Origin of the sequence: Sutterella faecalis, from assembly GCF_006337085.1 — a bacterium.
In the GTDB taxonomy this organism is placed as follows: domain Bacteria; phylum Pseudomonadota; class Gammaproteobacteria; order Burkholderiales; family Burkholderiaceae_F; genus Sutterella; species Sutterella faecalis.
This window is the reverse complement of the sequence record NZ_CP040882.1, coordinates 2,368,631-2,392,344: the sequence shown is the minus strand read 5'-3', so window position 1 is coordinate 2,392,344 and position 23,714 is coordinate 2,368,631. Positions and strand designations below refer to the sequence as shown.

Sequence of the window (23,714 nt, the reverse complement as noted above, 5' to 3'; positions counted from 1 at the left end):
AGATCGAGACTAACAGTGCCGAAGCGTAAACAACGAAAATTATCTTCTGACTATCCCTTAGAGAAAGTGGTTCCTGGTCAAAGACGGTTGCTTCAGATGCAAAAAAGCGGCCCGGGATGAATCGGACCGCTTCTTCTTTGCTTCAGGGCTTTTTAAAGGCCCGGCTGCAACGCTTTAGAGCGCGAACTGCGCTTCGGCAAACTTCCAGTTCACGAGCTTCGCGAAGAAGGCTTCAATGAACTTCGGACGAGCGTTGCGGTAGTCGATGTAGTAGGCGTGCTCCCAGTCGTCGAGCGTGAGGACGGGGGTCTTGCCTTCAGCAACCGGCGTGCCGGCGTTCGAGGTGTTGACGATCGCGAGCGAACCGTCGGCATCCTTCACGAGCCAGGTCCAGCCGGAGCCGAAGTTGCCGGCAGCCTGCTTCGAGAAGGCGGCGACGAAGGCGTCAAAAGAGCCCCAGGTCTTTTCGATTGCGGCGAGGAGCGCGCCTTCCGGACGGCCGCCGCCGTTCGGGGTGAGGCACTTCCAGAAGAAGGAGTGGTTGAAGTGCTGCGCGGCATTGTTGAAGAGACCGCCCGCGGAACCGCGGATGATGTCTTCGAGCGCGCGGCCTTCCCATTCAGTGCCCTTCACGAGGTTGTTGAGGTTCGTCACATAGGAGCGGTGATGCTTGCCCCAGTGATATTCAATCGTCTCGGCGCTCATCGCGGGAGCGAGCGCATCGTGAGCAAAGGGGAGCTCGGGGAGCGTGAATTCGGTCATTTTTGTCTCCTGAATAAGGGAATTCCTGGTGCCCTGCATCATATCATTCGGGTTTTCCCTTCTGCCCGGATTACGATCCGGCATCAGAAATAAATTTGTTGCGAAATCCGACAGATATGATTTTCCTAACTTGTCGATAGAAAAGACATTTGCCGCAAAACCTCGGATCACATTTTTTCGGAGCGAACATTCACCCGCTCAACAATCGCTCCCGCTTCGCCGTCGAAGAACCGGACCTCAATTGAGTTCCCTTTCGAAAGATCCCGGGCCGCGCTGACAACGCGGCCTCCCAAAGAGATCCGGGCATAGCCCGCTCGCAAGGGACGGTCCGGGTCAGCAAGCTTCAGCGCCGTCTCCGCCTGAAGGAGGCGCTGCGAAAGCAGGGAAACGGCACGCATGGGATCGGGCTTCTGCTGAAGCGCCCGGCGGTATTCCCTCTCGGCGTCGCCGAGCTTTCTCTCAATTGCGTCGTTGAGACGCTGCCCGGGCCAACCGAGGCGTTCACCGCGTCTCTTTTCCTGAAGGTCCGCCATGGCGAGGAACTGTTCCGTGCGGTCCTCGAGCACGCGTTCGGGCGCCGAAAGGACGCGCTCCGGATCAGCGAGGAAGGCTGCGGCCCGCTCCACGCGCTCCGAATGCGTGCGGAGCACGAAGTCCGCCGACTTGAAGCGCTCTGCCATGAGGTTCACGGCCCTTTCGGCATTCGCGAGCCTCAGATCCATATCGGGCATGAGAGCCTGAGCGCGGTCGAAGCGCTGCATGGCATGCTGAATTTCGCGGGTGAGTCCGCCCGAAAGCGCATCGAAAAGCTTCTCGAGGCGCTTCATCCAGTATTCGCGGTCGGGACCAATGGATTCGGCAGCGGCCGTCGGGGTCGACGCCCTCAGATCCGCCGCGAAGTCCGCAATCGTAAAGTCCGCCTCGTGCCCGACGCCGGAGATGACGGGCGTTCTCATCGCACGGATTGCTCGGGCGAGCTCTTCATCATTAAAAGCCTGAAGATCCTCATAGGCGCCGCCGCCTCTCACGAGAAGCACCACGTCCGCCCCCGTCCGGTCAGCGACGCGAAGGGCGGCAATCAATCGTGCGGGCGCGTCCGTCCCCTGGACCGGCGCCTCCACGTGAAGAATCTGCACCCAGGGGGTTCTGCGCTCAATCGTGCGGCAGACGTCGCCGTAGGCGGCAGCGATCGAACTCGTCACGAGCGCAACCCGCCTGACGAATCCCGGGATAGGACGCTTCTTCGAAGCATCGAATAGTCCTTCAGCCTCGAGCTTCGCCTTCAACCTCAGGAAAGCCTCGTAAAGACTCCCCTGTCCCGCCGGCCGCCAGACCGATGCAATGATCTGGAGCTTCCCGCGCTCGGCATAGATGTCCGTTCGCCCGCGGATTTCAATCTTTTCGCCGATCACGAAAAGACGCCTCCCCTGCCGGGCGCCGCCGAAAAGGACGCAGTCGATCAAGCCCCTCTCGTCCTTGATGCTGAAGTAGACATGCCCTACCCCGGATGTTTTCACCGCCGCGACCTCGCCCGAAATCCATAAGCCGTCGATGACGCCGTCGAGCGCATTCCGGATCCGAGTCAGGGTCTCCGAAACCGTCAGGGGCTTTGCTTCCGCGACCGCGCCTTCGCGGTCGGGCGACGAACGGTTCATGAGCGCCGCCGTCCCTTCAAAGGCCGGAACGGCTCCCCCGCGCGCAGACGACATCGCCGACATCAGGGAGGGGGGCTCTTTCGGATAAGCCGGAGGCGGCATGAAGGGACTTCCCGCGGGGCTCGCGGAAACGCTCCTCGTACGGCTCACGCCCGAGGAACAGCTTCCGAAAGCCGCCGTACGGGATCGGGAAAAACGTGCGGAGGCCGTGTCCTGAGAACCCAGGGCACGATTGGGCTCTGCTGAGGCTCGCCGCCTGAAGCCTTGCTCCTCCGGCTTCGCCTTTCCTGCGAGAGCGTCGTAACGGCTGCTGCGGACCTGCCGAACGGTGCGGACCTCCCTCTCGGCCTCTTCAAAAAGGCTCTCGAAAAAGAGTGCATCGTCCGCCCCGGGATCATTGAAATCGTCGGGCGGTCCGCTATGGAATCGGCTGGCCATGGAGGATCTTCTGAAAAGGAATGGAAGGAGGCTTTCGGGCGCTTCATTATGACAGTACCTCATCCTGCTGTCGGGACACGGGCGGTGGATAACGGCCGCTCCTTTTCCACAGGTTCGACCAGCCTCACCCCAATCGTCCGGCACCTTGCTGATCAAGGCTTCCGGGCAGGAAGGCGACAGATCCATCCACAGGAAATGTGAATAACTTGCCATTTGCACAAAAAATAGGCAACAAGAAAATTTTAAGAAAACTGAAGACATTGAAATATTTCTCCCAAAGTTGTCCACATGTCTGTCCACGGACAAAGAGGACAACCCGGGGACAGAACTTCCGCACCGATTTGTCCACAGCAGATTCCGGTGAATTTGTCAAGGGAGGAACGGCATCGCAAAGGATCATCCGACGCGCCTATTAATGCCGAACACCCTACATAGAGAGGAAAAGAGAAGAATGATACGGGTATCACTCTGAAGCTCATTTCCGTCCGTTTCATTCGTTTTTCCGCCGGAACACCTTTCTGTCCACAGAGTTATCCACAGACTTGATTGCGTTTTCCCCTTCCATGACGAAGCACTGCGATATAGGGCTTTCTAATTAGTTCCGATAGTTGCAGTCTTGTAATGAGAAAAAGCCGGAAGAAGTTCTCCACTTTTCCACATGAAAAGTTGTCAACCGGGAATCCGCAGCGTCGGGCGTTCAAAGCCGCCTCCGGCGCCTCCACAAAAAACTTCAGCTCCGGCTGCCGGACATTCATCCGGCAAACGGAGCTGCAGTCTCTGAAGGGCCCCGGGAACTCCAGGGCCCTGAGGCGTCGGAAGCGTTACTTCGCGTCCTTCATGACTTCTTCGCCCGCGATGTGACCGAAGACGAGAAGGTCTGTGAGCGCATTGCGGCCGAGGCGGTTGCCGCCATGAATGCCGCCCGTGATTTCGCCCGCGGCGAAGAGTCCCGGAATGGGCTTCGCGTTCTGGTCGAGAACGCGCGTCTCCTCATCGATCTTGAGGCCCCCCATCGTGTGATGGATCGTAACCGTGATGGGCACGCAGTAGTAGGGCGCCTTGTCGACGGGCCAGCCGATCACGGCCTTCGGCACGGAGAGCGCGGAATCGGACTGGAGCTTCGCTGCTTCGTTGTAGACTGCGATCGTCTTTTCGAGACCTTCAGCGCTGATGCCCGCGGCCTTTGCGAGTTCGGGGAGCGAATTCGCGCGGAAAGCGTAGCCGTGCGTGATGGCGCGTTCGATATGTTCCGGACGCACCTTCTTCGCGTCGATCGTCTTCTGGTCGTAGATCGAAAAGGCAACCTTGCCGGGCTGCGCGAGGATGCCGTGCGAGATGTCGTCGCGGCGGCCGGTTTCATCGGCAAAGCGGAGGCCGAGCTTGTTGACGTAGGGCGTATCCTGCGGACGGCCGGCGATATTGGATTCAAGGTCGCCGTTCTTCGGATTGCCGTGCGGATGGATCTGGATCCACGCCATGCCTTCGAGCGCCGCGCCGTCCTTCACCGCTTCCTCGATCACTTCGCCCGTCGTGCCGGGCTGGTTCGAAGTGGCCGTCACGCTGATGCCGTTGTACTTCTTCACCATTTCAAGATTGGCGCCGTAGCCGCCGGCAGCGAGAATCACACCCTTAGAGGCCGTGAACGCATGCTTCTTGCCGTTCTTGTCGAGCGCAATGACTCCTGTGGCGCGGCCCTTTTCGCGCACGATGTCGACGACCTGCATGTTGGTGAGGATGCTCGAGCCCGCAGCCTTCACCTTCTCGGCCAGAGGCTTGATGTAGGCGTCATAGGTTGAGATCGGAGAGACTCCGTCCTTTGCGCGCGGGAACTGAGCGCGCGGGTAGAGCGCGCCGATCCCCATGTCGACATACTTGCGGGCGATGTGCTCCCAGGTCATGTCGGACTGGTCGTCGAGCCACTGCATGGCGCGCGTGGCGTTTCGCGCCATCACAAGTACGAGCTTCGGATCGGCCTTGCAGTCGCCTCCGATGAGGGTCTGAAGCGCGAAGAGCTCCGGCGTATCGAAGATTTCCTTGCGGCCTGAAGCCTTGTAGTCGGCGTACTGCTTTCGCACGGCATCCTGGATCGCCTGGATTTCCGCGGTAGGCACCTTGGCATTGAGATACTTCTCGACAATCGCCTCGAGCGCCGGCGTCATCGGCTGGAGCTTTTCGGGTTCCGGGTCGATCGCCGACATGTTGCCCTCGCTGCGTGCGGTGTTGCCGCCGATCATGGCCATCTTTTCGAGAACGATGACCCTGGCGCCCTGCTCCACTACCGTGGCGGCAGCAACGAGACCGGCGCCGCCGGCACCCACGATGACGACGTCAGCCTTGGTCGGGAAGGAGGCGGCGGCGGCATCCTTATGCGCCGCCTTCGCCTTCATCGACTTCGGATCAGCGCCCGCCTTTTCGAGCGCCTTCGAAACGGCAGCCTTAATTGCGTCGGACGTAATGGTTGCGCCCGAAACAACGTCGACGTTCGGGGACTGTGCGGCAACGATGGCCGCGGGGAGCGCATCGGTCGCGAGCGACCCGATGCCCGGAGTTTCCGTGCTTTTCACAATGCGGACGGCCTCAATGCGGTTCGTGGAGACGTCGACCTCAACGGCGACTTCGCCGTTTCTGCCCGTGGCGGAGCCGGCGAAAGTGCCAGCCGTCATGGCCTGGGAGACGCCGGCGGCAAGGAAGGTGAGAGAAAAGAGGACGAGATTGCGGGAGGTAGGCATGATGCTTTTCGGTTTCTTCTTCGTGATTGTTTTATTTCGGGTGCGGCCCCTGACGGCCTTCACGCGATGGACGAAATGTTAGGAGCGCTTCTCAAAACGGAAAATGCGAAAATATCCTCTTCCCGACATCAAATTTCGAAGCGACTTCCATGCAGAAATCGACCTCCATCGACACCTACGCGCTCGAATTCCTTCTTTCGCTCATGGAAACCCGGTCGCTTGCCGCCTCGGCCGACGACTTCGCCGTGAGCTCCGCCACGGCGCAGCGGATGCTTCAGAAATTGAGATCGCATTTTTCCGACCCGCTCTTCACGCGCGAAGGCTTCGCGATGCGCCCGACTGCGAAGGCCGAGAGGATTGCCGTAAAGCTCCGGCCGCTCCTCGCAGGATTGCGCCGCCTCGGGCGTGATGCGGACGAGGACTACAGCGCACGTCGGAAGACGCTCCGGTTCGCGGCCTACGACAATGCGTGCGCTTCGATCTTCGCGCCCCTTTTTCCCCGCCTCATGGCGCGGGCGCCGAATCTCACGCTCCAATTCCTGCAGGCCGACGAGCGGATGTTCGAGCTTCTGCGTGCCGGAGACCTCGACTTCGTGATCTACGCGAGGCAGGGGCTCTCGCCCGACCTCCGTTCGGCGGTGCTCCTCACGACGCCCTATGTCTGGGTCGCCCGAAAATCCCATCCGCTCGAAGAGAAAGTGCGGAAGAACGGCTTCATTTCGCCCGCCGACGCGGAAAGCTTTCCTCAGGTGATCGCCAACGCCCAGCCCGACCGCAGAAGAACGCCCAACGGTCCCGCCGAAGGATGGTTTCAGCCGAAGCACGGGCGCGCTCCGGTGCTCCATCTTCCGTTTTTTCTCGCCGCGCCTTATTTTCTTGAAGGCTCGGACGCGCTCTGCGTGCTCCCGAGGGCGCTCGCTGAGCTCGCGCTCGACCCCGGCCGATTCTCACTGCTTCCCGCCCCCGTGAATGCGCCCACGCTCACGATGCGTCTTGCGTGGCATAAGCGCACGGATGAGGACCCCTACTTTCAATGGGTGCGGGGACTTTTCGAGGTGCTCCTCAGGGAAAGGGAAGCGCCGCAGCCCGCATTCGCTCCGGCCTCCTCGAAGTCCCTAACGCAAAAAGAGGGACTTTCTCGGGAAGAGACCGGGACAGCCGGCGCCGCTACCGATTAAACTTTCAGTTTCGCTTTGGCTCTGAGGCTCGTTTTAAGCCCACTTCTCCTGCTATATGTCTGACGACAAACCACCGCGAAGATCCGCGGCACTCTCCGGAACCGGAATTACCGGCTTCCATTCCTCATTTCTTTTTTCGAGAGCGTGCCGCCAATGAGCAACCATCCCCGGCTTGAATCCTGGGTGCACAGCGTCTGGTCCCATCGGGGCCCGGTCGCCTGTCTCCTTTATCCGCTCTCGCTCATCTACCAGGCGGTAAGCGCTTCGCGCCGCCGCAGAACGGTAGCGAACCACCTCCCGGTGCCTGTCGTGGTCGTCGGGAACATCTACGTGGGCGGAACGGGGAAGACCCCCGTGACGATCGCGCTCGTGAGGGCGCTCCGCGCCCGCGGGTGGACCCCCGGCGTCATCTCGCGCGGGTTCGGGCGCTCTGAAGACGGCGTCCGCCTCGTGACGCCCGATTCCGATGCCGCTCAGGTGGGAGACGAACCGCTCCTCATCGCGCGCGAGTCGCTTGCTCCCGTGGCGGTCGGCCGCGAACGCGTGAAGGCGGGGCTTGAGCTCCTTCGAGAGCATCCCGGCGTCAACATCATCATCTCGGACGACGGTCTTCAGCATGCGGCGCTTGCCCGCGACGTGGAGCTTGCCGTCATCGGCGCAAGAGGACTCGGAAACGGCTGGCTCCTGCCCGCCGGTCCCCTTCGCGAACCAGTTTCGCGTCTGGACGACGTCGACGCCATCATTCTCAACACGACGACGGAATCCGTAGTGGAAAGCCGCACGCCCCGCTTTGCCGCCTCAAGCTGCTTCGGCGCCTGCAGACGGCTCTCGACGGGCGAGGTGCGCGACATCGACACGATTGCCGCCGACCTTGAGCGCTCGGGCGAAAAGGCGCTTGCCGCCGCTGGCATTGCCGCGCCGGGACGGTTCTTCGCGATGGTGCGCGGTCACGACATTGACTGCGCGGAGCTTGAGCTCGGCGACCACTTCGACTTTTCGAGCAACCCCTTCAGGGGCAGAAAGGAAGGCGTCATTCTCATTACGGGAAAGGACGCCGTAAAGTGCGCGCAGATCCCTGAGATCAAGGGCGACGACCGCATCTGGGTGGTCGGACTCGAGGTCGTCCTCGACCCTTATCTCATCGACCTGATCGACACCCGGGCTTCCGAAGCCGCACGCAGGCTCGGCCGCCATCCTGAAGCCCAGAACGACAGCATCGAATAATTTTTCTTTCAAAAGACATCCATGACCCAGCGCATCCCCGATTTTTTGGTCTGTCCCGTCTGCAAGGGAAAGCTCATTGCCGGCAAATCCGAAGCCGCCGCCTCGCCCGAGGAACTTCTCTGCCCTGCCTGCGCGCTTGCCTTCCCGATTCAGGACGGCATTCCCATGATGATCCCTCAGGACGCACGAAAGCTTTCGGACGAGGAAGCCGCGAAGGTTAAGCTCGAGGCTGAGCGACTCTCCGGCAAGGCCCCGCGCCCCGGTCAGTTCTGAGTGCATAGGATCGAAGAGGTTTTACGCATGAGCTTCACCATCATCATTCCGGCGCGCATGAAGTCGACGCGCCTTCCCGAAAAGCCCCTGAAGGACATTCTCGGGAAACCCATGATCGTGCGCGTCGCTGAAGCCGCCCGCCGCACGAAGGCCGCCCGCGTCGCTGTTGCGACCGACCATGAGGCGATTCTTGAAGCCTGCCGTGCTGCGGGCGTTGAAGCCGTTCTCACGTCGCCCGACCATCCGACCGGCACGGACCGCCTCGCGGAAGCCGCGCGCCTCCTCGGACTCGGTCCCGATGAAATCGTCGTGAACGTTCAGGGCGACGAGCCCCTGATGCCCGCCAACGTTGTGAACGAAGCGGCCGAACTCCTTGCCTCCCGCCCCGAATGCGCGATTGCCACGGCAGCTCACACGCTCACGTCGATCGAGGACTTCTTCAGCCCCAATGTCGTCAAGGTTGAGCTCGATGCCCGGGGGAATGCCCTCACCTTCTCGCGCGCTCCGATTCCGTGGCCGCGCGATGCCTTCCGGAAAGACCAGTCGAAGCTCCCCGAAGGCTTCAAGCCCCTTCATCACCTCGGGCTCTACGCCTATCGCGTTGCGTTCCTCGAAAAGTTCCCGACGCTTCCGCCCGCTCCGATTGAGGAGACGGAAAGCCTCGAGCAGCTGCGCGCCCTCTGGAACGGCGAAAAGATTGCCGTTTTGGTGCTCGATGAAGCGCTCCCTGCGGGCGTGGATACCGAAGCGGATCTCGAGCGCGTAAGAGAGGTCTTCAAGGCCCGCCTCGGGGCGTAAGACGCTTCAATGGAAGCGTTCGCACGCTTCTGATGGCTCCATGCAAACGGCGCATTCCGTCAGCGGGTGCGCCGTTTGGCGTTTTGATTTCAGTGCAGACCCGCTTTCTTCCATAGAGTTGACTCAAGCAAAAACCAACTCCGGTTGAGATAAAACCGCTTGCGTACACTAAATGATGTTTTAGTGTACGCAACGCGCCTTTCATGAACTCAGGATGCCTTTCTGTTAAGACAAGATGCGTCTTCTGAGGATGCCTCAGGCCCCAAGCGATCTCTGCCTCTCCCGTCATATGCCGCCCCCCTTCAATCTTCCCCGGCTTCCCCTTGCGGGCGAGCCACTGCCCTGGTCATCCGACAGTTTTCGCGAATTTGCGGCCGCTGCGGCCTTGTGTCGTCTTGACGGGATGACGGAGGCTTTCGCGAGGAGGGATCACCTCTGTTCTACCTGGTTGCTGAAGGAAGCTCAAGCCTCGAACCTCATTGAAGGCACGGCGACAACGTTCGATGAAGTCGCGGGCGCCCAGGCCGGCGTCGTTCCTCCACTCTCGAGACGGGACGACGTGATGGAAGTCCTCAATTGCCGGAAAGCGATGGCTGAAGGCATCTGTGCCGTACGAGGAGGCACGCCCATCACCTTGTCTCTGATTAAGGATCTTCACGCCATGCTGCTCGACGGCGCCGGAAGCAGAGAGAAAAAGCCGGGAGCGTTCCGAAATGTTCAGGTTCATATCGGGAGGCCTGGGGCCGGCATCAAACATGCCGTCTACATTCCGCCGGCTCCTCTGCATCTTCAGGAGCTTCTTGAGAACTGGCTGCAGTTCCTTGCACGCACTGACATGAATCCCCTCGTTCAGGCGGCGATCATGCATGCTCAGTTTGAGCTGATCCACCCGTTCACCGACGGCAACGGCCGCATGGGGCGGCTGCTCATTTCATTGTTCCTCGCGATGAAGGGAGTTCTCCACACCGACTGCTTCTTCATCAGTCCGTATCTGCTGTCGCACAGAGCGGACTATTACGCCGCGCTCGGCCTCATCTCCCGGGAAAAGCGCTGGGATCCCTGGATCTCATTCTTTTTGACAGCCGTTGAGGAAGAGAGCCGTTCGAACGCGAAGCTCCTCGCAACCATGGTCGGGCTCTATGAGGAATCCAAAGCGATTTTCGCCAGTGAAACAAAGGAGCCGCTCGCGATCGCCATCCTCGACTATGTTTTCGCGAACCCCGTCTTTACGCTCCCCAAACTGCATGAAGAATGCCGCGAGCACATCTCGAAGCAAGGCATGGTGCTTCTGATCAGGAGGCTTGAGGAATCGGGAGCCATCCGCAAAATCGAACCCGGCAGGGGACGCCGGCCGGCTCTCTACAGCTTCACGAAGCTCTTGGAGCTTCTGAAGTAGCCCGCGCCTTCAGAGAAAACCGCCCGGACCTCATGGCGGGACTTGCATTCGAGTACCGGGCTTTCGCACGAGGGAATTTCCGGCATGGCTGTCATCTCATGCGGAATCTAACGGATCTAACCGTTAGATTGTAAGATTTTTAACGTACATCTTAGATTCACTGTACTGCAGTGAAATTTTCGATGTTAGATTAAATATTTGATCCAGATTGAGCCACGGAAAAACTGTAAGAACGGTACAAAGTTCGCTTTCAACTCACCATGATTCCCTCACTCAGCTGCTCTCACCCGGGCGTACGAAGCCTGCTGCAGCGCGGGATCCTGCCGTCATTCTTTCGAAGACAAGGTTCCCCCGTCAGATCGGATCCCGGGCACGAGAAGCTGCGGACGCACGCCTCTGCGGGTGCAGTAGTCGTTCACCCACTTTCTCGCTGTGCTCGCGGAAATGCCGGTGCGTTTGGTGAGCTCCGCCCAGGAGATGCCGGAAAGCCGCATGCGGATCACGTTCTCGCGGACATCCTTCGAATGCGTCTTTGTCGGAGAGTGCCGTAACGCCCCATCTGGGAATAAAAGGAACGGAGGCTTCAGCTTGCCGCCGGGCCTCCGTCTCTCTATAGCCTTAAAGAACCTCCGGATCCATCTTCGCCCGATGGCTCCCTGAATCCTCGAACGCCGCTCACGCCGTCTTCCACCACTCCCGGGTGCTCTTTCTCAGCGCAGGATCGAGCGCCACCGCCTCGCCGATCTCAGGCGTGAGGAGCGAAAAGCCTTCCTCCCTTGTGGTTGCAAGCGCCCGTTCGAGCGGTTCCTGCCACGAGTGACGGCTTAAGCAGAACTTGGAATTGTGCATGGCGAGCACCGCTTCCGGGCGAATGACTTCAAGCGCCTCTCCCCAGGCTTTGGGAAGCAGATGAACGCCCGGCCAGTCCTCGTTGTACTGCCCGTCTTCAAGGAGCGCAATGTCGATTTGCGGGAACATTTCCCGGATCTGCGCAAAGTGTCTACCCCAGCTCGTGTCGCCCGAGTGATAGACGTTCACGCCGTTCGCAGAAAACATGTAGCCCGCCCAAAGCGTTTCGTTGCGTCTGAAGGTCCGGCCGGAAAAATGCTGCGAGGGGAGCGCCGTAATCGTGAGGGGACCCGCCTTCGTCGCCTCGAACCAGTCGAGCTCCGTGATGCACTCGGGCTCCCATCCCCAGGCCTCGAGGTGCGCGCCGACGCCCAGGGGGCAGACGGCTCTTTTGACGCGGGACTTGAGCTCCCGCACGGTCTCGTAGTCGAGATGGTCGTAGTGATCGTGCGTGATGACTAAGAGGTCTGCAGCCGGAAGATCCTGAGGCTGATACGCATCCGCCCCGGGAAAAGGCTTATAGAAGCCGGGGAGCGGAAATGCCTGATGAAGCGCCGGATCAATGATGACCGAAACCCCTTCCATCCGGAGGAAGAACCCCGAGTGCCCGAGCCAGACGAACTGGTTCTGAGGGAGTTGAGCGAGGTTCGTCTTCATGTGCGGCAGGATTCCGACGGGGAACCGCGCCGGATTCCGGTCGAAAAGAAACTCGCTCATGATCTCGAACTGCGAGCGGTCCGCAGGGGGCGCCGCCATCGGGTCGAGATTCTGGAACTGCCCCTCCGCCCAGTGGGGAGACGCCATCATGCGTCTCAAGCGCTCGCCCTCGGGCTTTCCGCCAAAGTCAGGTCTCGTCATGACGGTTCCGCCCGCAGCGGCGGAAACCGCTGCGAGTCCAAGAAAGGCTATTCCGCCTCGAATCAGTCTGCGGCGGCCGGAACTGATCTGAGCCATGGGTTGAAGCGCTCCTCTTCAGGAAAAAGACAAAATGGGATCGGGATGCAGTGCTATTTTCGCTTTGATCGTTCCTGCGAAATTGCCTGATTTCGTTATTTCTTTCTCCAAAACAATCATTTTTCCGTAGAGCGATTGAAGAAAAACGGTCTGATTCTCTCCGCCTGGCGTCTAAAGACAGGGCTCCGGAGTCTGCAGAAATTTTCCGGCATCTCCCGTGAGGGGTAGAATTCTAGGATTCTCTTCGGACGATCATGCGCATGCCCGCATGCGCGCCCTCAACGTTTCATTTTCAGGAGTTCATCAGAATGCGCCTTATTCTTATCGGACCGCCGGGTGCGGGCAAGGGCACGCAGGCCAAGTTCATCTGCCAGAAGTTCGGCATTCCGCAGATCTCGACGGGCGACATGCTTCGCGCCGCCGTGAAGGCGGGCACGCCCCTCGGTCTTGCCGCCAAGGAAGTGATGGACAAGGGCCAGCTCGTCTCCGACGACATCATCATCGGCCTCGTCAAGGAACGCCTCTCGCAGCCCGACTGCGCGAACGGCGCCCTCTTTGACGGCTTCCCCCGCACGATCCCGCAGGCTCAGGCTCTGCGCGACGCGGGCGTGCCGATCGACTACGTTCTCGAAATCAGCGTTCCTGACGCCGAAATCGTCGAGCGCATGTCCGGCCGCCGCGTGCATCCGGCTTCCGGCCGCACGTACCACGTCAAGTACAACCCGCCGAAGGTTGAAGGCAAGGACGACGAAACGGGCGAACCCCTCGTGCAGCGCGACGACGATCGCGAGGAAGTCGTTTTGAAGCGCCTCAAGGTCTATCACGACCAGACCGAAGCGCTCGTGGGCTTCTATGAAGAGCTCGCCAAGTCGGGTGCCGCTGATGCGCCGAAGTATCGTTCGATCTCGGGCCTGGGCTCCATCGATGCGATCACGGAACGCGTCTTCAAGGCGCTTGCCTAACTGGCAGCCGGGAACTTCTGAAACCCTCTTGTTTACTTAGGATTTCGGAAGCTTCCCCAAGCCCCGCTCCAAGAAAGGCCGCTGGAATTTTTCCCGCGGCCTTTTTGCATTTTGGGCTTCGGATGCGCTCTAATTTGAAAGCTTTCCCCCGAGGCGGCTTTCCCGACAACCGCTCTCCTTCCCTCCTTTCCTTCAGGCTCCTGACTCATGAGTTCCACCATTTCCACCCTTTCTGAAGAGGATCGCCTGCGCCTGCTTCGCGAGCTTTCCGACCGCCTCGGCGCCGACCACGTCATCACGGATGCGGGAGAAATCAAAGCCGCGTCGCTCGATTCCCGCCGGCGCCGCCAGGGCGAAGCGCTTGCGCTCCTTCGTCCGGGGACGCCCGAAGAGGTTGCTGAAATCCTTCGCTTCGCCTCCAGAAGCCATCTCGTCGTCATTCCCCAGGGCGGAAACACGTCGACGGTGGGCGGCGCGACTCCCAATCCGGAGAGCCCTCTGAATGCGCGAACCCTGATCCTGCAGCTCTCCCGCATGAACCGCATCCTCGGGATCGACGCCGTCAACGGCACGATGACGGTCGAGGCGGGCGCCGTGCTTGAGCGCGTCCAGGCGGCGGCCAGGGAAGCCGGGAAGCTCTTCCCTGTCTCGTTCGCCGCCCAGGGCACGGCCCAGATCGGCGGCATGCTCGCCGCCAATGCCGGGGGCGTCCATGTCGTCCGCTACGGGATGGCCAGACGCAACTGCCTCGGAATTGAGGTTGTGCTCGCGGACGGCCGGATCCTCAACCTCATGAGAAGCGTACGGAAAGACAATGCAGGCTACGATCTCAAGGACCTCTTCATCGGGTCCGAAGGAACGCTCGGCGTCATCACGAAGGCAGTGCTCGATCTTTCGGCGCTCCCTGCCGGGCGCATTACAGTCTTTGCCTCTCTGGGGGAACTCCGCGCCGTCGAAAAGCTCTTCACGACGCTCGAAGATTTTGCCGGCCCCTCGCTCACGGCCTTCGAACTCATTTCAAAGCCCGCGCTTGAGCCCGTCATTGCCGCGGGGAGAAAGGCGCCCATAGAGCCTTCCGACTGGATGGTGCTCTTCGACCTCTCCTACACGAAGCGCGAGGATCCGGAAGCGTTTGCCGAGAGCCTCACGGATGCCCTTTCGCCCCTCTTTGAGGACGGAACACTCGCCGACGCCGCCATTGCCCAGACGGAAACGCAGGCCGAAGCCCTCTGGACCCTCCGCGAGGAGATCCCGACTGCAGTCCGTGCATCGGGCGGCAACATCAAGAACGACATCAGCGTGCCGAGAGGGAGTCTCTGCGCCTTCATCGAAGAAACCTACGTGCGTTTTGAAACTGAAGCCCCCTGGCTCCTTCCCATGATCTTCGGGCACTACGGCGACGGGAACCTTCACTTCAACCTCGGCAGCAAGCCGGACTTCGGGCCCGGCTACTGGAAGGCGCACGAGCGCGAAATCCATCGGCTCGTCAACGATGAGGTCGTGAAGTTCGGAGGATCGGTCGCCGCTGAGCACGGTGTCGGCGCCAAGATCCAGGTGCTCGAGCGCACGAAGGATCCGCTTGAACTTGAGCTCATGAAGAAACTGAGGGGCGTCTTCGACCCCGAGGGAATCCTCAACCCCGGACGCGTTGTGCGCTACCCCGAGGACGTCTGGCAGAACCCGAAGGAAGCCTGGGATTAAAGGACCAGAAACTGCATGGCGGCGTAACAGGTTTCAGGGGTGGTGTTATCCCTGATATTTCAGCTGCGAGAGCGCTTGCAATCGCCCGTCCGCCCGCCATAATTACGGAAACTGTCACTTCCATTTCTTGAGGGAGAAGCGCTTTAAGCCTGCACTTCTCCCCGGAGCCTCATTGATGTCTCTTAAGCTCTCCCGCCGCCCGCTCATCGCGGCGGCTCTTTGCGCTGCACTTCCCGGAGCCTCGATTCTGCTCTCAGGGTGCGCCTCCACGCCGGTAGCTTCCGCAGTGCCCGCCTCCGAAGCGCCGCAGAAAAAGAAGAAGCCCGAACCCGTGCTGATGCCGATGCCGACGATCGACGCCTTCAAGGGCGCCGGCCTCTTCTACTTCGACGACAACATCCGCACGCAGCTCTTCATCAAGGACAACATTGCCGTCAACGGCCGCTATGCCGTGCAGGAAAACTTCCCGCTCGGAAGCCGCCACGGCTTTACGTGGGGCGGCGGCGCGGCAGCCATTCTGCGCAACGGTTCGCCCCTTGACGCCCAGCGTCCGCTCTTTCTGACGCAGGGCAACAAGGGCCGCGTCGTCATTCAGTTTGAGGGGGGCGGCAGAAAACCCCTCGCGCTCCAGGTGAAGCTCGTTGCCTACAGCCTTGAGGGACTTCCCATCGGCCCCTACCTCGTCACGCGCCAGAATACGGCAACCCCGTCGGGCTACGTCATCGCGAACCGCTACGTCTTCCCCAAGGGTGCGGTCGGCTATCGCGCCATGCTGATGATTGACAACGACGAAGTGCTCGTTCCCACGAAGACCGCCTTCACGGGGTCCGACTCGATCGAAAACTTCTCAAAGCGCTTTACGCGCGACATCCCCTACTGCCTGCGCTACATCCCGACCCGCCGCTCTGAACCCGTCGGCATGCGTTTTGCCAAACCCATCACCAAGCAGACGAAGCGCGTGAAGGGGAAGCTCCAGGAAGTTGCCCAGTCGGGCGAAGCCCAGCTCATGAGCGTGAAGAAGGGCACGCTTTTCTGTCAGCAGGAAGGAAAGTCGCAGCTCTCCAACGCCCGCTGGGATCTGCGCTACATCAACGGCACGCGCGTCCTTTCCTTCACCTTCCCCGAAGAAGTGCGCTCCGCGGACTTCGGCATTCTGAATCAGCACCGCGATGCGCTCCGCCTCGCATTTGCCGAAGAAATTTCAACCGAACGCAGGAAGACCGTGAAGAAGGTTCGCCCCGGCGTCGTCTGGCTGGGCGGGAAGGAAATCCTTGACGCCCAGTGGCGCTTCAACGAAGTCGCTGCGGACGCGATCTCTGACGCCATTGCGCGCACGAAGGATCTGAGAAAGGACTGGGAAGCCCGGAACGGGAAGAAGAAGTAGCACTTTCGTTTCCCTAAAAATTCCTACAGCCCGCTCTTTCGTGAGGAAGAACGGGCTTTCTTCTTGGCCGGAAAGGAACCGCAGAGCTTCTTTTCAGCGCCCGGACGTGAGCGGGTTTCTGAGAATATCCAGGGCCAGCGCCGCCTCATAGCGGGCGCCGACAGGAAGCGCGGCTTCGCTGAAGCGGTATGCCGGATGGTGATTCCGATGCGGGTAGCCTTCCTCTGAGTTTCCGCCTCCTAGAATGACGTAGGAGGCGGGCGCGCACTCGGCAAAGTAGGAAAAATCCTCCGAGGCGCTCATGCCGGTTCCGACGGCGGCCTTCCCGGGAGGCAGAGTTTCCCGCGCCACGCGAAGCGCGCGCTCGATCATCTCCGGATCCTGAATGACGGCGGGGCAGCCGGCCAGCCACTCAAACGCAGCGGTTCCGCCATTAGCTTCGGCGATGCCGCGGATCAGCGCCTCCACGCAGTCGTGAATCCGAACGCGGTCGTCCGGGTCCTTTGTGCGGATGTTGATGCCGATGCGGGCTTTCTGCGGAATCGCATTGATCACCTCGCCCGCCTGAAAAACGGTGGGCGAAACCACGGCGAAATGATCGGGCGAAATGTTTCTCGACACGATCGTATGGAGCGCCATGACGACTTCGGAACCGATCATCACCGGATCAATGCCGCCTTCAGGCATGGAAGCGTGCGTGCCGCACCCGGTGATCGTCGCCCAGACGCAGTCGGAAGCCGTTGAAAAAGCCGGGACCGTGCAGACGCGGATCTGACCGATCGGATCATTCATGACATGAAGCCCGATCACGGCGTCGACGCCCTTCATGACGCCCGCCGCAACAAGCTCCTTCGCGCCGCCCGGAGCCGACTCTTCGGCATGCTGAAAAATCAGGCGGACAGTTCCCGAAAAGTTCGGGCGCTCTTTCATCAGAATCTTCGCCGCGCCGAGCAGCATCGCCACATGCGCATCATGACCGCAGGCATGCGACACGCCCGGATTGACGGAGCAGAAATCAAGGCCTTCGGCTTCCGGAACAGGAAGCGCATCCATGTCGGCGCGGATGGCCGCAACGGCCGGACGGACGCCTGCCGGAGAAGGAGCGAGTCCCCTGATATCCGCCACGCGGCTCGTCGGCGTCGGCGCCGAAATATCGGTCACGCCCAGCTTCCGGAGCTCCTCTTCGACATAGGCTGCTGTCCCGGATTCGTGGTAGCTCAGTTCCGGATGCTGGTGCACGTGGCGGCGCCAGCGGACAAGATCCGGAAGGAGCGGATCCTGGATTTGCGTTTCAGTCATGATCGTAAACAGAAGAAGACGATGACGGGAAAGGTTAGCGCAAAGGACGATGCCTGGAGAGGAGCAAAAAGCGCCGTCAGATGCTCCGTCAGGCCGGAGGCGAGTCGCGCCAGGCCAGTCTGAAGCAGAGGCAGCGAACTTTCCTACTTATTACTAACAGGTAGATTGTTAGTAAAAGAACCTCAATTCTTCCCACTATAGTGAGCCGGAAGAGCGTTCCTTTCGAGGGCGACCTCTTGGGCGAGGAGGCCCATAGATGATCGGCCGAACTCTGGGGCGCCCCGGCTTGCGTTTCGGCTGGGGGTTTACTTCCTGTGCCTTCGTCTGTTCCGGTTTTTTGCGCGGCCGGCCGCGTTTTTTCGGATCCGGCGCTTTGTCTTTGCCGGGCAAGGCGAGCTCCAAAGCCGCCAGCAGCTCTCCATCGCACTTCAGCAGACGATTCCAGTATTCGTCATCAACCTGCGGCAGGCTCTCCCGCGGCGCCTTGCGATTGCGCCAGCACGTTCTGAGCGAGTCCATGACATCCCCGAATGTTGCATTGTCGAGTACTCCTGCCTTCGACATGCGCTTCACAATGCGGGATGTCAGGATGGAGGCAATGAGGTCTACGAATTCGGATCCGCGGACGGAGTAGTCGGACTGGACCCGGGTTACGCCGAAATCAAGGCTGTTCTTGTAAACATCGAAGAACATCTCAAGCTGCCAGCGCTGTTCGTAGCATGCGTAGACCTCAGCGCACGTCATGTCGAGATCCGACTCAAAGACGATTGTTCCATACGAACCGCAATGCTCATCGTAGTTCTTCTTGTCGTATGAATCGCTCCTGCGCTGGCGGTCCATGAAGGAGTTGTCTTCCGCCTGAGCCTTCCACGAATCCCTGAAGGAGTAGAGGAAGCGCCCGTTTCCCATCTTTACCTTTTTGCAGCGGATGCGCTTATCAATGCCGCGCAGACAATCCTCGAAATCGAGCATGGCGTTCTCTGCAATCTTCTTGTCCGAGCGCTTCAGCGGCGTGAGGAAATGAAGCCCTTCATGCTTTCGGAGCAGGCCTTCAATTGCCTTGGGAGGGAATCCCTTGTCCGTGATCAGGACGCCTCGTTCGATTTTGTTTTCCGAAACGAATGAGCTGTAGGCGCGGGCGTCGATCATATTGCCCGGATAGACCTGTGCGCACAAGGGTTCCTGTGCTTCAAGGTCATAGGCGTAGAGGACGGAAATCTCTTTGCAGCCCTTGACGCGAGCCTTTCTTGAGAAGGCAGACAAATCATTGACGATGCTTGTGTTCTGCTTGAGCGTTCCATCAATGATGATGTGGTGATCCCTGCAGACGGCGGCGAGCCGGGCAGTGATGAAGGCATTCATCTTGCCGGCGTCCTGGCCGAGCAGGTTCAGGAACTTGCTGATGGTGTTCTCAGAGAGAGGCAGTCCGGGGTAGAAAACCGAGATGAAGGACTTTTCGTAATGCTGACGGCATCGGGAGATCTTGATGCCCTTGTGCTCAATGCGGAGCAAGGCGAGCGCAAGAATCATGCAGGCGTCCTTGACTTCGTAGACCTTGAAGAGCTCATCGTCGAGCCCTCGAAGTTCGTCGTGAAGCAGTGCCGCGGCCCCGTAAGAGAGATAGTCGGGACCGTCTTCTGCAAGACTCGCCGCGGACTGGCGAGGCACAAACTTGCCGTCAATGATGTGCCCAATGACCGGCCCGTTCACCGGGCGCGGGTTGCAGCCGGGCTTGCATATGGAAGCCCGACGACTGTGAACCGCATAGCGCTTGGCGCCATTGCTGCCGCTGTCGATGACAACGGTATTGCGCGGTCTCGGAACCTTGCGGATGTGCTCTGGAACGGCCATGAAAATATCCTTGATAATATCATATATTATAGTTCTAATCACTATAGAAATCAATGTTCTCGGATTAATTTTCAAGGTCAAAAAGCAGTCCCAGGCCGGATTTCGGACATGAAAAAAGCCCCAGAAATGAGGGAAACTCATCTGAGGCTTGCACGAAATTTCAATTTGTTGATTTTTAAGAATTCTTCATAGTGTGAAGATCTGAGGTTCTTTTAGTTAGAAAAATAACGATTTTTATTAGAAAATCTGTGAGATTCGCAAAACCGCAGAAAGCCGCCCCCAGGCGCAAACCCGGAAGACCGAAAGGCAGCAAGAACAAAAAGACCCTCGAACGAGAGGCGCGTGAAGCTCGAATAGCTCAGGGCAAGCGCGGACCAGGTCGACCGAGAGGAAGTAAAAACAAGCCTAAACCCGCTCGAAAAGACGAGCTGGAGTGAGATCGATGCCGGAAATTACGCCGCGTCAGTTGCCCGTAAACGGCGCGACGTAACATTCTGGTGGAAATTCACGGTCCTCGGGAATCACCGCTATTTTCGTCGAATAGGAAGTCAAAGCGCACGGATCCAAAGCCCGAAGAAAGGATCCTCGAACTCGTAATCTTCTTCGCGAACAATCAGCCCGTCCTTCTTCATGCGCCCGACGGCTGAGTAGACCGTACTCATGGGAAAGGCATCGATATCCTGCAGCTTGTCTCCCCGCGCAATGTATTGAAGCGCAATGCGCTGCGGCATGGAGAGCTTCGTCCAAAGAAACGCGTACCCTGGCGAAACGCTGCGAATGATTGCCTCAGCCGCCGATTGCACGGCGGCCTTTTTGCCGATTCGTTCGTAGAGATCCCAGAAGCCGGCAGCCAGCTGCTGCGTATAAAAAGGCTGGCACTTGGAAAGATCGAGAATCTGGCGGGCAAATTCCTCAGACCGGCTTCCGCAAAGCGGCGCCAGTCTCTCCGAAAGGAACCGGCAGAAATCATCGTACGGGATGCGGCCGAGATGCATGAGCGCCCCGAAACGAAAGAAAGGCGACCTGATGTCCTCGAACAATGCGCGCATCTTGCTTTCCCCGCTCCCGAGGAAGACGTAGTTGACGTTCTCATGCATCTGCATGACCGCACGCAGCAGCTTGTCGGTTCCCGGCGCATAGTCGGCAATGTCCTGGAATTCCTCCAGGATGACGATGAGGCGATTCCCGGGGTCGCTCTTTTCGTTCATCAGGTTGAGCACATCCTCCAGAAGGAGGCTTCCGTCTTCAGAAGACCTGAACAACGCCTCCATCTTGTCGGTGCTCGGATTGTAGGTGAAGGTCGGGCTCGCCCGGAACCGCTTCAACCCATCCTTGATCCGTTCCCAGGGATGAACTTCTAAAAATCGATTCAGAAGGAGTCGGGCGAGGTCCGAGGCGCAGGCCGCCGCCTGAACGTTCACGAAGACGAACGGCCGGCTGGTTTCCCTGACGGCCTTTCGGATGAGACTCTTTTTGCCGTAATGACGGGGACTGATGAGAACCAGGTAATTGCGGCTTGAGAGGGTCTACTTGACATGCGGCAATTCATCGCGCCGACCTGTGAAATATTCGCCGTCGACAACCGATCCGAACTTAAACGGGTTTTCCATCTGCCGCATCACCAGCCTCATCACGATGTTTTAAAAATCAACCATCACGACAATTATCGTTACGAGTTTTGAAGTGTGAATAAAAACGATGATTGTCGTGACGCAATGGTGCGCAACGGCCGCACAAACGAGGTGCGCTTTTGGTCGACAAATCAATTGTTTACGGCGACTTTCCGCCTCATTCATGACCCCTTCATCAATTTTTAGGGTGATGCGCCGAGAGCATGGCCATCGGGAGCAAACACGCGCGAAATAAGAGGACGCCCAAGCGCTCTTTGCCGATACATTTCGCATTCAGAGCGCTCGTGGGAGCGCTCCCGGCAGCAGTCCCTGCCGTCAAACCCTTTCATGTTCTGCGTGCATTCCGGACCATCACGCTTTCATTACAGCTCCCCCAAAAGAGGATCTTCACCATGTCTCTCGCCTCTCTCAAGAAGCACCTTTTCTGCGCGGCCGCAATGATGCTCGCCGCCGGGTCGTCCTTTGCCGCGGGTACGCTCACGATGGCAACGGAAGGCACTTTCCCGCCCTTTGAATTCCACGACAGCAAAACGAATGAGCTGATCGGCTTTGAGCTCGATCTTGCAAAGGCCGCCGCCGACAAGATGGGGGCGACCCTCGACATCAAGGAATTCAAGTTCGACGCCATTCTCCCGGCGATCGTGAGCAACACGCTCGACTTTGCCGCCGCGGGCTTTGCCGTAACGCCCGAACGCGCGAAGCGCGTGCTCTTTTCCGATCCCTTCTACATGTCGGGCCTCACGATCATCGTCCCGAAGGGCAACCCCAAGGGCATCAAAAATTTTGACGACCTGAAGGGCCTCAACGTCTCCGTGCAGCTCGGCTCCATCAGCCACGACCGCGCAAAGAAGATCCCGGGCGCCAAGATCACGACCTTTGAGAGCGGCGCGGACGCAATGCTCAACATGATCTCCGGGAACGCCGATGCCGTCATCAACGCGCAGCCCGCGACGGACTACATGATCGTTTCGCGGCCGTCGCTTAAGACCAAGCTCGAGCGCCTCGACTTCGTTGCGGATGCCGTTCCGATGGCGATGATCTTCCCGAAAAACCGCTCGGATCTGCAGAAAGCCGTCAATAAGGCGCTCGCTGAAATCCGCGCCGACGGCACGTACGAGAAGCTTCACATGAAGTGGTTCGGCCGTCCGAAGCAGTGATTGCTTACGGCTGCACGCAGCCGATGGCTCAGGCTCCAGGGATCGCGAACCCCGCGGGAGCCTGAGAACAGATTCAAGAGCAGGAGGTCAGAGAGGCCTGCTGCTCTTTTTTAATTTCGCGGACTCCTGTCATTCGCGAGATCTTGTGCGGGTAGGGAGCCGTGATGAGTTTGGCTGCATCCATCCTCCCGAAGAGTCCGATGTACTCCTGCTTCCTGCCGTGCAGTTCCGGCAGCCCTTGATTCAAAAGAGAAGAGAAGAATCGGCGGCTTGATTCAGAGTTGAACTATCCTCAAAAGTACAGTTAGAGGTATACCTGTAACGATCACTTGTATAGTTCACTTATAGTCAGATTTGTTATATCTATGATATTCAAGTGATATTTCAAATTTACCAAGTATACTGAGAAGTATACTTCTCAGTATACTTAAGCTGTAAACAGTACAGTTCAGTATAGTTCAGTACAGTTCCCGCGCGAGCATCCATCTTCAGCGGCATCGCCCGCGCGGTTCGTCACTCTCGCATTCAGGCGTCATCCTCCTCGCGCAGAAGCGCAAGAAGCCGCTCGGCCGCAGGCGTCATGACCCGATCCTTCACCCAGGCGACGGAAACGCCTGCCGTGAGTTCCGGCTCAAGCGGCAGCCACACGAGATTGGACTTCGGCTCCGGGTTGATGATCCCTTCGAGCGCGAGGACGCTACCGACGCCCGCTTCAGCCAAGAGATAGGCGTTGTAGAGAAGGTTGAAGTGCGCGGCGACGCGGATCTCCTGAGCGTGCTTGCCGAGCCACGAGAGGAGCTCGTTATTCTGCGATGCCTGAAGCGACGCGAGGAGCGGCCCCCGGAGCAGGTCCTCAGGGTGAACCGACGTTTTCCCCGCCAGTTCGCCGTCCCGCCGGGTGAGAAGCCCCCAGCGGTTTCGTGCTTTAAGCGAAATGCGGCCGTATTGCAAAAGATCCACGTCGCCGATGAAGACGCCGAAATCCGTCACGCCCGAATGGAGTTCCGAGCGCACGATCTCTTCGTGACCGCTCACGATGACTACTGTTACGAGGGGCGCCTCCTCGCGAAGCCGGGCGATAGCTCTTGCGAGGGGCCTCAGGCACGGCGTTTCGCCCGCTGCAATCCGGATTTCGCCCGCAAGCTCCTCCTCGGCCTTCATTTCAGCCTTCGTGCGGTCAAAAAGCGCCGTAATGAGGAGCGCGCGCTCATAAAAGAGCTTTCCCTTCGGCGTGAGGAGAAGCCGCCGGTTGCTTCTTTCAAAGAGCTTGTGGCCGAGCTCCTCCTCAAGATCCATAAATTGCCTTGAGAGCGTGGGCTGCGTGACGTGCACGCGCGCGCAGGCGCCCGAAATGCTCCCGGCTTCCACGGCAGCGATGAAGTAGCGAAGAACGCGGATGTCCATGAGGTCAACCTTTTCAGTTCAAATTATGCTTAAAAAGCATGGAATAGAATAAAAATAAGGTATTTGACA

18 protein-coding genes are annotated in these 23,714 nt (G+C 59.2%); 9 read left to right on the top strand and 9 right to left on the bottom strand.

Annotated features, from left to right (window positions below):
* Window positions 1-174 precede the first annotated feature (174 nt).
* The 3 genes from FG381_RS10110 to FG381_RS10100 all read right to left on the bottom strand — a co-directional run bounded on the left by FG381_RS10110 (window position 175) and on the right by FG381_RS10100 (window position 5,584).
* Entirely contained in the window at window positions 175-762 is a 588-nt protein-coding gene (locus FG381_RS10110) for a superoxide dismutase (RefSeq protein WP_139688677.1), read from the bottom strand.
* Window positions 763-929: 167 nt separating this feature from the next.
* A complete protein-coding gene (xseA, locus tag FG381_RS10105; RefSeq protein ID WP_226960347.1) occupies window positions 930-2,480 on the bottom strand; it encodes an exodeoxyribonuclease VII large subunit in 1,551 nt (516 codons plus the stop codon).
* A 1,196-nt stretch (window positions 2,481-3,676) separates the two neighbouring features.
* Window positions 3,677-5,584 (bottom strand): flavocytochrome c, encoded by a 1,908-nt coding sequence (locus FG381_RS10100; RefSeq protein ID WP_139688676.1) that lies wholly within the window; start codon window positions 5,582-5,584, stop codon window positions 3,677-3,679.
* A 149-nt stretch (window positions 5,585-5,733) separates the two neighbouring features.
* Between FG381_RS10100 and FG381_RS10095 the strand changes: the two genes are divergently transcribed.
* The 5 genes from FG381_RS10095 (at window position 5,734) to FG381_RS10075 (ending at window position 10,453) form a co-directional block, all read left to right on the top strand.
* Complete coding sequence (locus FG381_RS10095; RefSeq protein WP_139688675.1) at window positions 5,734-6,762, top strand: LysR family transcriptional regulator; 1,029 nt, start codon at window positions 5,734-5,736, stop codon at window positions 6,760-6,762.
* Between the two features lie 153 nt (window positions 6,763-6,915).
* Window positions 6,916-7,986 (top strand): tetraacyldisaccharide 4'-kinase, encoded by a 1,071-nt coding sequence (gene lpxK / locus FG381_RS10090; RefSeq protein ID WP_139688674.1) that lies wholly within the window; start codon window positions 6,916-6,918, stop codon window positions 7,984-7,986.
* A 21-nt stretch (window positions 7,987-8,007) separates the two neighbouring features.
* Entirely contained in the window at window positions 8,008-8,259 is a 252-nt protein-coding gene (locus FG381_RS10085) for a Trm112 family protein (protein WP_139688673.1), read from the top strand.
* A 27-nt stretch (window positions 8,260-8,286) separates the two neighbouring features.
* Complete coding sequence (gene kdsB, locus FG381_RS10080) at window positions 8,287-9,057, top strand: 3-deoxy-manno-octulosonate cytidylyltransferase (protein ID WP_139688672.1); 771 nt, start codon at window positions 8,287-8,289, stop codon at window positions 9,055-9,057.
* Between the two features lie 250 nt (window positions 9,058-9,307).
* Window positions 9,308-10,453 (top strand): Fic family protein, encoded by a 1,146-nt coding sequence (locus FG381_RS10075; RefSeq protein WP_288594772.1) that lies wholly within the window; start codon window positions 9,308-9,310, stop codon window positions 10,451-10,453.
* Between the two features lie 326 nt (window positions 10,454-10,779).
* On the opposite strand, the gene FG381_RS10070 is transcribed toward FG381_RS10075, so the two are convergent.
* Window positions 10,780-11,040 carry a helix-turn-helix domain-containing protein gene (locus FG381_RS10070; protein WP_226960348.1) on the bottom strand — a complete coding sequence of 87 codons (261 nt, stop codon included), beginning with the start codon at window positions 11,038-11,040 and terminating at the stop codon, window positions 10,780-10,782.
* An 88-nt stretch (window positions 11,041-11,128) separates the two neighbouring features.
* Window positions 11,129-12,256 (bottom strand): MBL fold metallo-hydrolase, encoded by a 1,128-nt coding sequence (locus FG381_RS10065; protein ID WP_139688670.1) that lies wholly within the window; start codon window positions 12,254-12,256, stop codon window positions 11,129-11,131.
* 308 nt (window positions 12,257-12,564) lie between these two features.
* Between FG381_RS10065 and adk the strand changes: the two genes are divergently transcribed.
* The 3 genes from adk (at window position 12,565) to FG381_RS10050 (ending at window position 16,303) form a co-directional block, all read left to right on the top strand.
* Complete coding sequence (gene adk / locus FG381_RS10060) at window positions 12,565-13,218, top strand: adenylate kinase (protein WP_139688669.1); 654 nt, start codon at window positions 12,565-12,567, stop codon at window positions 13,216-13,218.
* 207 nt (window positions 13,219-13,425) lie between these two features.
* Window positions 13,426-14,919, top strand: coding sequence for an FAD-binding oxidoreductase (locus tag FG381_RS10055; RefSeq protein WP_139688668.1), 1,494 nt, complete (start codon window positions 13,426-13,428; stop codon window positions 14,917-14,919).
* Window positions 14,920-15,094: 175 nt separating this feature from the next.
* Window positions 15,095-16,303, top strand: a complete 1,209-nt coding sequence (locus FG381_RS10050; RefSeq protein ID WP_139688667.1) for a hypothetical protein — start codon at window positions 15,095-15,097, stop codon at window positions 16,301-16,303.
* A 93-nt stretch (window positions 16,304-16,396) separates the two neighbouring features.
* Here the strand turns inward: FG381_RS10050 and FG381_RS10045 are convergent, their stop codons facing one another.
* From FG381_RS10045 to FG381_RS10035, 3 genes are all read right to left on the bottom strand, one after another.
* On the bottom strand, window positions 16,397-17,602 hold the full coding sequence (locus FG381_RS10045; RefSeq protein WP_139688666.1) for a M20 metallopeptidase family protein: 1,206 nt from the start codon (window positions 17,600-17,602) through the stop codon (window positions 16,397-16,399).
* 195 nt (window positions 17,603-17,797) lie between these two features.
* Window positions 17,798-19,453: a transposase gene (locus FG381_RS10040; protein WP_165697875.1), complete on the bottom strand. Its 1,656-nt coding sequence runs from the start codon at window positions 19,451-19,453 to the stop codon at window positions 17,798-17,800.
* A gap of 548 nt (window positions 19,454-20,001) precedes the next feature.
* Window positions 20,002-20,874 (bottom strand): ATP-binding protein, encoded by an 873-nt coding sequence (locus tag FG381_RS10035; RefSeq protein ID WP_139688665.1) that lies wholly within the window; start codon window positions 20,872-20,874, stop codon window positions 20,002-20,004.
* 602 nt (window positions 20,875-21,476) lie between these two features.
* On the opposite strand from FG381_RS10035, the gene FG381_RS10030 reads away from it, so the two are divergent.
* On the top strand, window positions 21,477-22,241 hold the full coding sequence (locus tag FG381_RS10030) for a transporter substrate-binding domain-containing protein (RefSeq protein WP_139688664.1): 765 nt from the start codon (window positions 21,477-21,479) through the stop codon (window positions 22,239-22,241).
* 525 nt (window positions 22,242-22,766) lie between these two features.
* Here FG381_RS10030 and FG381_RS10025 read toward each other — a convergent pair.
* A complete protein-coding gene (locus tag FG381_RS10025; RefSeq protein ID WP_139688663.1) occupies window positions 22,767-23,645 on the bottom strand; it encodes a LysR family transcriptional regulator in 879 nt (292 codons plus the stop codon).
* Between the last annotated feature and the right edge of the window lie 69 nt (window positions 23,646-23,714).

Coding starts and splice junctions, on each gene's coding strand:
- FG381_RS10110 (WP_139688677.1), bottom strand. CDS start 762: ATGACCGAATTCACGCTCCCCGAGCTCCCCTTTGCTCACGATGCGCTC.
- xseA (WP_226960347.1), bottom strand. CDS start 2,480: ATGTCGGCGATGTCGTCTGCGCGCGGGGGAGCCGTTCCGGCCTTTGAA.
- FG381_RS10100 (WP_139688676.1), bottom strand. CDS start 5,584: ATGCCTACCTCCCGCAATCTCGTCCTCTTTTCTCTCACCTTCCTTGCC.
- FG381_RS10095 (WP_139688675.1), top strand. CDS start 5,734: ATGCAGAAATCGACCTCCATCGACACCTACGCGCTCGAATTCCTTCTT.
- lpxK (WP_139688674.1), top strand. CDS start 6,916: ATGAGCAACCATCCCCGGCTTGAATCCTGGGTGCACAGCGTCTGGTCC.
- FG381_RS10085 (WP_139688673.1), top strand. CDS start 8,008: ATGACCCAGCGCATCCCCGATTTTTTGGTCTGTCCCGTCTGCAAGGGA.
- kdsB (WP_139688672.1), top strand. CDS start 8,287: ATGAGCTTCACCATCATCATTCCGGCGCGCATGAAGTCGACGCGCCTT.
- FG381_RS10075 (WP_288594772.1), top strand. CDS start 9,308: ATGCCTCAGGCCCCAAGCGATCTCTGCCTCTCCCGTCATATGCCGCCC.
- FG381_RS10065 (WP_139688670.1), bottom strand. CDS start 12,256: ATGGCTCAGATCAGTTCCGGCCGCCGCAGACTGATTCGAGGCGGAATA.
- adk (WP_139688669.1), top strand. CDS start 12,565: ATGCGCCTTATTCTTATCGGACCGCCGGGTGCGGGCAAGGGCACGCAG.
- FG381_RS10055 (WP_139688668.1), top strand. CDS start 13,426: ATGAGTTCCACCATTTCCACCCTTTCTGAAGAGGATCGCCTGCGCCTG.
- FG381_RS10050 (WP_139688667.1), top strand. CDS start 15,095: ATGTCTCTTAAGCTCTCCCGCCGCCCGCTCATCGCGGCGGCTCTTTGC.
- FG381_RS10045 (WP_139688666.1), bottom strand. CDS start 17,602: ATGACTGAAACGCAAATCCAGGATCCGCTCCTTCCGGATCTTGTCCGC.
- FG381_RS10040 (WP_165697875.1), bottom strand. CDS start 19,453: ATGGCCGTTCCAGAGCACATCCGCAAGGTTCCGAGACCGCGCAATACC.
- FG381_RS10030 (WP_139688664.1), top strand. CDS start 21,477: ATGTCTCTCGCCTCTCTCAAGAAGCACCTTTTCTGCGCGGCCGCAATG.
- FG381_RS10025 (WP_139688663.1), bottom strand. CDS start 23,645: ATGGACATCCGCGTTCTTCGCTACTTCATCGCTGCCGTGGAAGCCGGG.